A 12522-nucleotide genomic window follows, 5' to 3' on the forward strand; every position below is an offset into this window, starting at 1 on the left:
TCGGCCAGGGCTATTACGGCACCTACACGCCGGGCGTGATTCTGCGCAACGTGCTTGAAAACCCCGCCTGGTACACCGCCTACACGCCCTACCAGGCCGAAATTTCCCAGGGCCGGCTCGAAGCGCTGATCAACTTCCAGACCATGGTCTGCGACCTGACCGGCATGCCGATTGCCAACGCGTCCATGCTCGACGAAGCCACCGCCGCCGCCGAAGCCATGACGCTGGCCAAGCGCAGCGTCAAAAGCAAAAGCAATGTCTTCCTGGTGGCGGGCGACTGCCACCCGCAAACCATCGAAGTGATCCAGACCCGCGCCAGGCCGCTGGGCATCGAAGTCAAGGTCAGCACCGCGTCAAGCACCCTGCCCCAGCTGATGGCCGAGGGCAACTATTTCGGCGTGCTGGCGCAATACCCGGCCACCACCGGCAGCATTCATGACCTGCGGCCGCTGGCCGGCCAGGCGCATGCCGACGGCGCCGCGCTGTGCGTGGCCGCCGACCTGCTGGCGCTGACGCTGCTCGCGCCCCCCGGCGAATGGGACGCCGACATCGTGCTGGGCAGCACGCAGCGCTTTGGCATGCCCATGGGCAATGGCGGGCCGCACGCCGCCTACATGGCCTGCCGCGACGAATTCAAGCGCTCGCTGCCGGGCCGGCTGGTGGGCGTCAGCAAGGACGTGCACGGCAACCCGACCTACCGGCTGGCGCTGCAAACCCGCGAGCAGCACATCCGCCGCGAAAAAGCCACCTCCAACATCTGCACCGCGCAGGTGCTGCCGGCCGTGATGGCCAGCATGTACGCGGTCTACCACGGGCCCCAGGGCCTCAAGCGCATTGCCGAGCGCGTGGCCACCTACACCGCCATCTTTGTGCACGGCCTGCAGGAACTGGGCTTTGAGATCACCAGCAAGGGCGCTTTTGATTCCGTCACCATCAAGACCGGCGACGCTACCAATTCAATCGCTGAACGCGCCCGTCAGGCGGGGGCCAACCTGCGGTTTCGCCTGAAAAATCACCTCGGCGTGTCGCTAGACGAAACCACCAGCCGCAAGGACATTGAAACGCTCTGGTCCTTTTTTGCCCAGCCCGGCCAGGCGCAGCCCGTGGTGAGCAGCTTCGAGCAGGGCATAGAGACGCTGATTCCGGCCGACCTGCGCCGCAGCAGCGAATTCCTGACGCACCCGGTGTTCAACACCCACCATTCCGAAACCGGCATGCTGCGCTACATCCGCATGCTGAGCGACAAGGACCTGGCGCTGGACCGCAGCATGATTCCGCTGGGCAGCTGCACCATGAAGCTCAACGCCACCAGCGAGATGATCCCCATCACCTGGCCCGAGTTCGCGAACGTGCACCCGTTCGCACCCGCCGACCAGTTGCGGGGCTACCAGCTGCTCGACGAACAGCTGCGCGCCTGGCTCTGCCAGGCCACGGGCTACGCCGGCATCAGCCTGCAGCCCAACGCCGGCTCGCAGGGCGAATACGCCGGCCTGCTGGTCATCAAGGCTTATCTTGAAGCCAACGGCCAGGGCCACCGCAACATCTGCCTGATTCCGTCGTCAGCCCACGGCACCAACCCGGCCAGCGCGCAAATGGTCGGCATGACCGTGGTCGTCACCGCCTGCGATGCCCAGGGCAACGTCGACATGGCCGACCTGAAAGCCAAGTGCGAACAGCACAGTGCCAACCTGGCCTGCGTGATGATCACCTATCCGAGCACCCACGGCGTGTTTGAAACGCAGGTCAAGGAACTCTGCCAGTTGGTCCATGCGCACGGCGGCCGCGTCTATGTGGACGGCGCCAACATGAACGCGCTGGTCGGCGTGGCCGCGCCGGGCGAATTCGGCGGCGACGTGAGCCACCTCAATTTGCACAAGACCTTCTGCATTCCGCACGGCGGCGGCGGCCCGGGCGTGGGCCCGGTCTGCGTGGTGGCGGACCTGGTACCCTTTCTGCCCGGCCATGCGACCGCCGGTCTGCCCGTCAACGGCGTGGGCGCCGTGTCGGCCGCGCCGCTGGGCAATGCGGCCGTGCTGCCGATCAGCTGGATGTACTGCCGCATGATGGGCCCTGAAGGCCTGAAGCAGGCAACAGAAATCGCCATCCTGAGCGCCAACTACATCAGCGCCCGCCTGAAAGACCACTACCCGACGCTCTACGCCAGTGAAAACGGCCATGTCGCGCACGAGTGCATCCTGGACCTGCGCCCGCTCAAGGAAACCAGCGGCGTAACCGCCGAAGACGTGGCCAAGCGGCTGATGGACTACGGCTTTCATGCGCCCACGCTGAGCTTTCCCGTGCCCGGCACGCTGATGGTCGAGCCCACCGAAAGCGAAACCCTGGCCGAGCTGGACCGTTTCATCGACGCCATGATCGCCATCCGGGGCGAGATTCGCCAGGTGGAAGCCGGAAAATGGCCGCAAGACAACAACCCGCTCAAGCACGCCCCGCACACCGCTGCCAGCCTGCTGGGCGCCGACTGGGACCGCCCGTATTCGCGCGAAACCGGCGCCTTCCCGCTGGCCAGCCTGAAGCAGGGCAAGTACTGGCCGCCGGTGGGCCGCGTCGACAATGTCTATGGCGACCGCAACCTGTTTTGCAGCTGCGTGCCGGTCAGCGACTACGCCTGAGTAAGCCGCCGCGCCGGGCTGCTTGCGGCCCGGCCGGATTCATGTTCCGATGGATTTCTAGCCTCCTGCGCCTGATTCAAAAGGCGCAGGAGGCTTGTTTATTTGAAATCAGGGTGGAGGCATGGGATGGACGCTGTCGGGCAATGGAAAACGGTCAAGGGCATGTTTTCGATGACTTTGGCTACTTATTTAGAATCAGACAGACCTTGCTCCCATGTTTCACTGTCAAAGGAATGTATTTGCCCAGGATTTTCAGCAGTTCAAGACTCGTTCGCATGCTCAGTGATTTGGCCGTCGTGGATGTTGAGACCTCGAAGCAGGACGTTGCGGAACGGCTGGGCGGTTGGCTTGGCGTTTACGATGCCATCACACTCCATGCGGCCCACCAGTCGATCAATACGGTTGACAAAAAAATACAATCGTATTCGTTGTTGGCCAGACCCTTCGCCCTGGAAGAGGAATTCCATCGGGTGCGTTCGGCCCTGGTGAAGTCCATCACGGCAAGCGGCGCCGCCCCTGCCAGCGGAAAACAACCGGGTAAACCCGTACGCCCCCCGGAAGCCGCCACGGAGGCGGACGCTGGCTATGCACCGTATCACCGGCGTTATCTCGATCAGCAGCGCCAGATGGCCTTGAGGATTGACACCTTGCGCGCCCATATCCGCCAAGCCATCACAAAGGTCTCACCCCAACTCGGGCAACTGGCAAGCGTCGATACCGTGATGGAGCAGATGTTCGGTGGTCGGGAGAAAAAACTGCTGTCAACCGTGTCCGTGCTGCTTGAGCGGCGTTTCGAGCACTTGCGCAAAACCCACCAGCTCGGGCCGGGCGCTGCGCAGCAGCAGGACGACCCGGCCTTGTGGCGGCAACCGGGCGGGTGGCAGGACGTCTTTGGCAAGGAACTGGAAGAGGTCTTGCTGGCGGAACTGGAGCTCCGGTTCCAGCCGGTCGTCGGATTGATTGAAGCATTCAGCAACGAGGTTAAGAAGGTGTCATGAACAGGATTTTTTTTGCAGCCGCCTTTGCTATCGGTCTGATGACCGTGACCTGGGTCGGCGTGGGGTTTGTCGGTTCAAGCTGGATGGCCCTGGTCATGACGGCGGTGATCGCCGGGGTTTATTTGCTGGGCGCGTTTGAACTCAAGCAGTTTCGCGCTGCCACAGCCTCGCTGACGGCGGCGCTTGCCGACATTGCGCAGCCGCTGCCGGACATCGGCGTCTGGCTCGGCGGCGTACACCCTTCCCTGAAAAATTCCGTGCGTTTGCGTATCGAGGGTGAACGGGTTGGCTTGCCGGGCCCCGCGCTGACACCGTACCTAGTGGGGCTGCTGGTGATGCTGGGGATGCTGGGCACCTTCCTGGGCATGGTCGTGACCTTCAAGGGGGCCGTGTTCGCGCTGGAGGGCTCGACGGATCTTCATGCCATCCGCTCGGCGCTGGCGGCACCCATCAAGGGCCTGGGGCTTGCATTTGGGACCTCGGTGGCCGGGGTGGCCGCGTCAGCCATGCTGGGCCTGCTGTCGACCATCAGCCGCCGCGAGAGAATGGACGTCGCGCGGCAGCTGGACGCCCTGATTGCCACCGTCTTTCGGCCGTTGTCGCTCACCCACCAGCGCCAGGAAACCTTCAAGGCGCTGCAGCTGCAGGCGCACGCCCTGCCCGATGTGGTCGACAAGTTGCAGGCCATGATGGAAGGAATGGAACGCCGGAGCCAGCAATTGAACGAGCAGTTGCTGGGTAGCCAGGCGCAGTTCCACCGTGAGGTGGGCGCCGCCTACACCGGTCTGGCCGACACCGTCGGGCAGACCCTGAAAGACAGCCTGACAGCCAGCGCCAGGGTGGCGGGCGAGAGCCTCAAGCCCGTGGTCGAGGCGGCAATGACAGAAATTGCGCAGGAATCGAATCGCCTGCACGAGCGTGTGAGCGACGCCGCGCAGACGCAGTTGAACGGCCTGGCCAGCGCGTTCAGCGCTACCGCCCGCACGGTGTCAGAGACCTGGACGACGGCGCTGCAGACCCATGCCCGCACCAGCGAACACCAGGTTCAGGGACTGGACCGGGCACTGGCCACCTTCACGGACAGGTTTGAGCAACGCGCAAGCACGTTGCTGTCCACCGTCAGCGAGGCCGCATCCCGGTCGCAATCGGACCAGGCCTCGGCGGATCGGCAGCGGCTGGCGACCTGGACGCACGCGCTGGAATCGATGGCGGCCACACTCCAGAGCGAATGGCAGAGCGTCGGGGCACAGACCCTGGCCCAGCAACAGGCTGTGTGCGAGACGCTGGAGAAAACCGCTGGCGAGATTAACGCGCGCGCCAGCCGTCATGCGAGCCAGACCCTGGGCGACATGATACGGCTGCTGGCCCAGTCCGAGGAACTGACGCGCGCCCGTATCGACGCCGAAGCCCAGTGGGTACAGCAGCACGGCGACCGCATGGACCAGCTGGCCAGTGTATGGCGCGCGGAACTGGGCGCGCTCAGGGACGAAGAGGCAACGCGCGGCAACGCCGCTGCAGCGCGGCTGGGCGAGCTGCAGGCGGCCATGGCCACACATCTGGCCACACTGGGCGCCGCGCTGGAAGCGCCCATGTCCCGCCTCATGCAAACGGCCTCCGAGGTGCCCCAGGCGGCGGCTGGCATGATGGCGCAACTGCGGCAGGAAATGAGCCGGCTCACCGAGCGGGACAACCTCGCGCTGGAGGAGCGCACCGCCGTGATGGACAAGATCAACGCGCTGCTCCAGACCATCAACCAGGCCTCGGGCGAACAGCAGGCGGCCATCGAGTCGCTGGCCGCTTCTGCGGCGGCGGTGATGGACCAGGCCAGCCAGCAGTTTGCCGACACGCTGGGAGCGCAGGCGGGCCAGTCCGCAGAAGTGACGGCGCAGGTGGTTGGCAGCGCGGTCGAGCTGGCCAGCCTGGGCGAATCGTTCAACCATGGCGTCCAGCTTTTCAACGCAAGCAACGAGAAGCTGATGGAAAGCCTGCAGCGCATGGAAGGCACCATGCGCCAGTCGATGGCGCGAAGTGACGAACAGCTCGCCTACTACGTGGGGCAGGCGCGCGAGGTCATCGACCTCAGCATCACGTCGCAGCAGGGCATTGTCGAAGATCTGCGCCAGCTCCACAGCAAGCAAGCCTTGCTGTCCGAGGGAGTCGCTGGATGACCGACCTTGACGAAAGGGGCGACGGCATGGAGCAGACCGCGCCGGTCTGGGCCGTGTTCGGGGACCTGATGTCGGGCTTGCTGGGCGCGTTTGTGCTGATCCTGGTCGGGGTGCTGGTGGTCCAGATGGACCTGATGGCCAATCTGGAGACGGAGGTGCAAAAGCGCCGGGTGGAAGAGCAGCGCCGCATGGCCCTGGAAAAGGCACTGGCCATTCCGCTGGCAACGGGCCGGGTCACGCTGAACAACGGGCGCATTGGCATCAGTGGCAGCGTGTTGTTCCCCCTGAACTCGGACCAGTTGCGTCCCGACGGTCGCTTGCTGCTGAAGAGTCTCGTGCCCCCGTTGACGGTTTACCTGGGTGAGCGCGATGAGTTGCTGATGGTGAGCGGTTTTACCGACGACAAGCCCATCCAGGAAGGCAACCCGCGCTTTGCGGACAACCTGGCGCTGTCGGCCCAGCGCGCCCTGACGGTAACCCGTGCCCTGATCGAGGAAGGCATGCCGTCGTCACTGGCCTTTGCCGCGGCCTTTGGCGCAGAGCAGCCGGTAGCCTCCAACGCGGATGAAAAGGGGCGTGCGTTGAACCGGCGCGTGGAAATGGCACCGGTGCCCAAGTCCGCCAATGTGAAACCCGCCACCCCATGAGTGCGTCGGGTCTGGCCGAAATGCCGCATGCGCAGCAGGATGGAGAACAGTCCCTTCCGCCCTGGCATGCGTCCTTGCGAGACGAAGGCGCCCAGCACCTCGATCCCGCGCGCTTTCATTACCTGGAGGTGCTGTCGCAGCGCATGGACACGGCGCCAGGCGAGGTGCGGCGCATCCTGGAACGCAAGTTCAACATGGCACTGGCGGACTATGGCGAACGCTTCAGGCAGGCGCAAAAGCCGGCCAGCGACGAGTTGGCAAGCCTGTCAGCCCGGCATCCGGACCTGGCCCGAAAACTGCACCAGCTTTTCGCGGCAGGCGATTACGGGGGCATGCGCCGGCTGGGCGCGCAATCGGCATTCACCAGCCCCTGCGCGCCGCTGGCCCGGCTGAACCAGTACATCCAGAACGTGAAGCGGGACGGCATCGCGCATCGCCCAGGGCTTGATCCTGGGTGCAGTCTGGTCAGCGACAGGGCAGCCAGTTATGAAATGGCGAGCGTTCGGCGCTTCAGGCAGACCTGGTCCAGGATGGCTGCCGAAGACCAGGTGGACCAGGCCGTCGGGCGAGGGCCTCTGAACGCCGGCCCGCTGAATTCGCACATGCTGGTGCTTCGTTCCCTTGCGCTGATGCGCAAGCTGTCACCCGACTACCTGCAGCGCTTCTTATCGCATGCGGATACCTTGCTGTGGCTCGAACAGGCGAGTCAGAAATCCACGCCGGTGAAGGTGAAACCGGCGCGTGCGGGCCGGCAAAAGAAATGAAGGCGCGTGGCATGTGACCTGGGTCCTGCGGCCTGTCGCGGCCGACATAAGTCCGGGTTCGCTGCATTTCCGAAGTACATCCCGCTCCATTGCAAACCTTCAATCTGAATGTCGGCTTCGGTGAAAGTTGACCTTTGGCCCCTGCACTGCAGACGCGCAAGCGGAATGCATTGGGCAACTGGTTTGTGCACGCGTCGGCAGAAACCCGCCCGAAACCCGCAGCCCGGCTGACAACTTCCTGGTCCTGACTGTGTAATTAAAGCAAACGGACCATGACACGGTGGCATTCGCTTACAGCGCACTTGCCCAGGCAGACATAATCCACCAATACAGCGATCCAATCGCTGGCGCACAACGTCTTGCCCTTCCCTTCTGTTTCACCTTCATCACCATGAACACCACCAAAAAACTTGTCGCCCTGAGCACCACCCTGGCTACCGTGCTGGGTCTGGCCTGCAACGCTTTCGCGGCGGCCCCGGCCGAAACCCTGCCTTCCGGCGTGAAGATCGTCCACACGGTCGACGGCACGGGCGCGCAGCCCAAAGCCTCGGACAGCGTGAAGGTCCATTACCGCGGCACGCTGGCCGACGGCAAGGAATTTGACAGCTCCTACAGCCGCGGCACACCGGCCACCTTTCCGCTGAACCGCGTGGTGCCGTGCTGGACCGAAGGCATGCAAAAGATCAAGGTCGGCGGCAAGGCCACGCTGACCTGCCCGCCTGCCACGGCCTACGGCAGCCGCGGTGCCGGTGCGGCCGTACCGCCCAACGCCACGCTGACCTTCGAGGTCGAGTTGCTGGCTATCGAGAAATAATTGGTGCCGTCGCCGCCTGACTGGCCGGTAGACCGGCATTCAGCGTGGCGAGCAGCACCGCGTTAAAGGCGTCGTCCCGCTCGAACTGAACCCAGTGCCCGGCGTCTTCAATCAAGGTGAAAGCCTTGAAATGGGGCGCTTGCCGCAGGGCCGCCTCCAGCGCTGCCAGCTGCCCCCTGAACAACGCATCTTCACGGCCGTAGATGGCATGCAACGGGCACTGCAGTTGCGGTAATGTGCGTGCCAGCACATCGGTGCGCGACAGGCTGCGCCCCTGCATGCGGTCGCGCAGCACGTTGGCCACATGCAGGCGCAGCGCCAACTCGGTGATGGACGCCGGGTGGTGCAGCATCAGCGCGGCCAGGTTGCCGCGGTGAATGGCATCGCGCTGCTCGGCGTCCTTGAAATGGCGCCAGGCCCGCAGGTGAAACGGCGTGTCAGGCGCGATGCCCAGGCCGGGCGCGCCCACCAGCAGCAGCCGCGCCACCCGCGCCGGAAACTGCGCCGCCAAAAAACCGGCCACCATGCCGCCAAACGAAAACCCCACCAGGTCGCAGGCTGTGCTGCCCAGCAGTATTTGCAGCCCCTGGGCGATCGGTTCGGGCAGCGCATCGGCATCGGTGCCTTGCGCAGGCGCGGCTGAATCGCCAAAGCCCGGCAGGTCAGGGATGTAGACGCAGCGGCTAGAGGCCACCAGCGGGGCAATGCTGCGCAGCCAGTGCGTCCAGCTGCCGCTGCCGCCATGCAGCAGCACCAGCGGTGCCAGGGACGGATCGCAGCGGTCTTTGCCCCAGATATGCCAGACCATGGCGCCCGCGCCGCAAGGGGTTTCCGTGCGCGTGGCGGTGCTCAGGAGCGCTTGCGCCTCAAGGGGCAATTGAACGGGGTGAACGGGGGTGTCAGATGTCATCCCGTGTTTATACCTTCACACAAAAGCACAGCCGCCCGGCTTGCGCATTCAGGCGAACAGGCTGTCAAAGCCGCCCAGCGGCTCAAAGCGTTTGTTGCGGTAGTACAGCCGCGTCGGGCCGGGCATGACCGGCTCGCGCACGGAATGGCGCGCATCGCCGGGGTAGCAGATCACCCGGCCGCCGTCCTGGTCGAAAGGCTCGGGCTGGATCACCGGCGGCAGGCGACTGCGCGCCTGCATCAGCACGCTCTGGACGCTGGCATGGTGCGAGAGGTGCGCCAGGCTCATGATCTGCGGCGGTGCCAGCGCGATCTGGCCGTCCCAGTACTGCTGCAGCGCCGTGCGGGGCTCAAGCCAGATGCTTTCAGTAGTTTCGTGGTCGTCGTGAATCGCCACCTGTCCGGCGGGCACGACCGACACAAAAAACCGGGTGTCAAAACGCTTGTTGGTCACCGAAGGGGCCGTAGGCGTGATCCAGCGCGACCAGGGCACGATGCTGCGGGTTTGCAGGCGCAGGCCCATCTGCGCCAGCACCGCGTTGAAACCGTGGCCTTCGCGCAGCAGCGCGGCCGCCCGCGCAGCGTCGATGTCCGGGCTGCCGGCGCCCTGCGCAAACAGCACGCCCGACTCTTCAAACGCTTCGCGCAAGGCCGCCACGTACAGCCCGCCGGCCGTGCGTTCGCTGATGTCGGCCTCGTTCAGGCCGGCATGCAACACCTGCAGCGGCTGGTCCAGATGGGCCGCCATGTCCAGTTCGTCGTCAAGCGCATCGACCTTGCCGCCCGGAAAGACGTAGGCGCCGCCCAGCACGTCGGACAGGCTGTGGCGCTTCATCAGAAACACCTCCAGCCCGGCCGGCGCATCGCGCAGCATGACCACCGTGGCGGCCGGGCGCACGGGGGTGGTGACAATTTCCAGGTTCAGTTCCATGCGGTGCTTTCAGAAGAATGCCGCACAGTCGATGCGGCCGGACTGCAGAGGCTACCAGAAGCAGAAGCAGCGGCACGGAATCAGTCGCCCCCGGTCTGAAGGTACGCGGGGCTCAGGCGCTTGAGGTCGGCGGCCAACAGCGGCGTAACGCCATTGAGGCAGAGTAGGTTGTCACGGCAGAACCAATTTTCCTCTGGTGTGGCCCATCGGAAAATTGAGTTTCACCCTCTTCAAGTCGTCGCAGGCTTGCCCAGCGATAGCAGCTTGTACTCGGGCACCGGGCCGGTGAAGGCAAAATCCACTTGCGGCGCGCGCCCGCTCACGATGTCGGCAATCGCGGCTGCCGAGCCGCAGGAGTGCGTCCAGCCCAGCGTGCCATGGCCGGTGTTGAGGAACAGGTTGCTGGTTTTGGAGCGGCCGATGTAAGGCACGTTGGACGGCGTGGCAGGGCGCAGGCCGGTCCAGTACTGCGCGTTCTGGCCGTCGGTCATGTCGGGAAAGAGCTGGCGCACGCGCCGCACAATCGCCTCGCAGCGCACCAGGTTCAGTTCGGTGCTGTAGCCGTTTAGTTCGGCCGTGCCGGCAATGCGCAGGCGGTCGCCAAAGCGTGAGAACACCAGTTTGTACTCGTCATCGGTGAGCGAGACGTTGTAAGACGCGGCTTCGTTGATGACCGGCAGCGTGACCGAATAACCCTTGGCCGGGTAGATCCGAAGCGTCTGGCCCAGCAACTTGGCCCATTGCGCGCTGTAGGAGCCCAGACACATCAGGTAAGCGTCAGACTTGAGTTCGCGCACCACGCCATCGGCGTTGGCAATCTGTATGGCCTTGAGTGCGTCGCCTTCCTTGCGCGCGCCCACGATGCGGGTGTTGTACAGAAACTCCACGCCCTGGGTCGCGCACAGGGCGGCCAGCTGGCGGGTGAAGGCGTGCGCGTCGCCCGATTCGTCGCTGGGCGTCATGCTGCCGCCGACGATTTGTGCGCGGCTGGCCGCCAGTGCCGGTTCGATCGCGACACATTCGTCCGGCGACTTCATGTCCAGTTCGCAGCCGTACTCGCGCATCACGGCGGCCGGGCCCTGCGCGTCGGCGTACTCCTGCTCGCTGGTGTAGAAGTGCAAAATTCCTTCGGTTTTTTGCTGGTAGTCCATGCCGGTTTGGTTGCGCAGTTGCTGTAGCGTTGCGCGGCTGTACAGGCCCAGGTTCACCATCTGCCTGATGTTGTGGCGCGTCCGCGCAGGCGTGCATTCGCGCAAGAACGACAGACCCCAGAGCCACTGGTTGAGATCGGGCCGCAACCGAAACAGCAGCGGCGCGTCTTCCCTGGCCAGCCATTTCAGCACTTTCAGCGGGGCGCCGGGATTGGCCCAGGGTTCGGCATGGCTGACCGAAATCTGGCCGCCGTTGGCAAAGCTGGTTTCCAGGCCAGCACCCGGCTGGCGATCCACCACGGTGACTTCGTGGCCGGCTTGACGCAAAAACCAGGCGGACGTGATGCCGGTGACGCCGGCGCCTAAAACGGTAATTTTCATGCTATTTCTCAAGGAAAAAAGGTCGCAATCCCGCTCGGGACTGTCGCACTAAGCTATGAAATAGATAGCATTTCAAGGCGCAAGCGATCACCCGACCGGGTGCCGCTCCCACTGTCCTTGGTACCTGAGAGATTCAACCGCCACACCCTCGGTGTTCTGCGGTTTTGCTCCTTCGGTGGTGACCGCATTGCGCGGCCACTCTCTCCAGATTCGGCGTGTTTCATTCAATACGGGGGCCTGAGCGATCATGGGAGATTGCGCCTTCGGCGGCTGTTGCGGGGCATCAGCGCTCTCTTGAGTGAAGCCAGACTCTAGCATATTGCCCAGGTGCCGGACAGGAAACGACAAGCGTCCGATCACGGGAAAAGTCAACCGGCCGCCAGGCCAGCATCAACGCCTCAGTCACGCAGCCGCTCGGCCACAAACTGGCGAAACAACCCCATCGATGGCGCTTCAGTGCGCCCGGCCAGCGTGATGAACGCAAAGCGCGCGCCGCTGGTCAGCCGTTGGGCAGTCACCAGTTCGGCGAGTTGTCCCGCCTCCATGCCGGTGCGGGCCGCCGCCAGGATGCCAAGGTAGATCGCGTCCGAGGCCTTGACCGCCTCGATCAGGCTGGTGATGTCGTCGCAGCGCAGGCTCACGGCTTGCTGCGGATCAGCGCGCGGCCCAAAGAGGTTGACCAGCATCAATGCAACTTCAGCGCTCAGTGGCGACGAGGCCAGCGGGTAGCGCAGAATGTCCTCAAAAGACACCGGCCTGCCGGCCTGTAGCAAGGGATGGCCGCTGCGGCAGACAAAGCCGGCGCGCAGCTCGGTCAGGTTCTCGATGGCCAGGTCGGGTGCTGGCGCGATGCGGCGAACGTCAATGACCAGTGCGTCCAGCGTGCGCTGGCGCAACTGCATCAACTGCAACTCGGTTGCGCCGGGCGACACGCTGACGTGCACGCCCGGGTGGTGCTGGGCCATGTGAATCAAAAACGGTGTCATCAGCATCACGCCCGGGCCCGAACCCAGGCCGATGCGGATGGCGCCCAGGTCGCCTTGTTTGAGCAACTCGGCACTGCGGCGCAGCTCCGCCGCCTCGAACACCATGCGCCGGGCGCGCACCGCCACGGCCTGGCCCAGCGGCG

Annotated in this window: 10 protein-coding genes and 1 riboswitch; of the genes, 6 read left to right on the forward strand and 4 right to left on the reverse strand. The window is 64.6% G+C overall.

The genetic code is table 11. The features are described from left to right. From gcvP to IV091_RS12125, 6 genes are all read left to right on the forward strand, one after another. A partial coding sequence (gcvP, locus tag IV091_RS12100; RefSeq protein WP_293469035.1) for an aminomethyl-transferring glycine dehydrogenase occupies positions 1-2630 on the forward strand: 2630 nt, incomplete at its 5' end. A 41-nt stretch (positions 2631-2671) separates the two neighbouring features. Beyond that, positions 2672-3628 carry a DUF3348 domain-containing protein gene (locus IV091_RS12105; protein WP_293469037.1) on the forward strand — a complete coding sequence of 319 codons (957 nt, stop codon included), beginning with the start codon at positions 2672-2674 and terminating at the stop codon, positions 3626-3628. Continuing rightward, complete coding sequence (locus IV091_RS12110; protein ID WP_293469039.1) at positions 3625-5796, forward strand: DUF802 domain-containing protein; 2172 nt, start codon at positions 3625-3627, stop codon at positions 5794-5796. The genes IV091_RS12105 and IV091_RS12110 overlap by 4 nt, the downstream gene beginning before the upstream one ends. After that, complete coding sequence (locus tag IV091_RS12115; protein ID WP_293469041.1) at positions 5793-6443, forward strand: OmpA family protein; 651 nt, start codon at positions 5793-5795, stop codon at positions 6441-6443. The genes IV091_RS12110 and IV091_RS12115 overlap by 4 nt, the downstream gene beginning before the upstream one ends. Continuing rightward, positions 6440-7207 carry a DUF2894 domain-containing protein gene (locus IV091_RS12120; RefSeq protein WP_293469043.1) on the forward strand — a complete coding sequence of 256 codons (768 nt, stop codon included), beginning with the start codon at positions 6440-6442 and terminating at the stop codon, positions 7205-7207. Before IV091_RS12115 ends, IV091_RS12120 begins: the two co-directional genes overlap by 4 nt. Before the next feature lie 391 nt (positions 7208-7598). Continuing rightward, positions 7599-8021, forward strand: coding sequence for an FKBP-type peptidyl-prolyl cis-trans isomerase (locus IV091_RS12125; protein WP_293469045.1), 423 nt, complete (start codon positions 7599-7601; stop codon positions 8019-8021). Here IV091_RS12125 and IV091_RS12130 read toward each other — a convergent pair. The 4 genes from IV091_RS12130 to IV091_RS12145 form a co-directional block, all read right to left on the reverse strand. Then, positions 8008-8931, reverse strand: a complete 924-nt coding sequence (locus tag IV091_RS12130) for an alpha/beta fold hydrolase (RefSeq protein ID WP_293469047.1) — start codon at positions 8929-8931, stop codon at positions 8008-8010. The genes IV091_RS12125 and IV091_RS12130 overlap by 14 nt on opposite strands. 48 nt (positions 8932-8979) lie before the next feature. Next, positions 8980-9861, reverse strand: a complete 882-nt coding sequence (locus tag IV091_RS12135) for an NUDIX hydrolase (protein WP_293469049.1) — start codon at positions 9859-9861, stop codon at positions 8980-8982. A 230-nt stretch (positions 9862-10091) separates the two neighbouring features. Then, positions 10092-11393, reverse strand: a complete 1302-nt coding sequence (locus IV091_RS12140) for a D-amino acid dehydrogenase (protein WP_293469051.1) — start codon at positions 11391-11393, stop codon at positions 10092-10094. 215 nt (positions 11394-11608) lie between these two features. Next, positions 11609-11700: riboswitch (glycine riboswitch) on the reverse strand. A 91-nt stretch (positions 11701-11791) separates the two neighbouring features. Further along, the coding region (locus IV091_RS12145; RefSeq protein ID WP_293469053.1) for a substrate-binding domain-containing protein at positions 11792-12522 on the reverse strand (731 nt) is incomplete at its 5' end.

It is taken from the genome of Polaromonas sp., assembly GCF_018780625.1.
GTDB lineage: Bacteria > Pseudomonadota > Gammaproteobacteria > Burkholderiales > Burkholderiaceae_C > Polaromonas.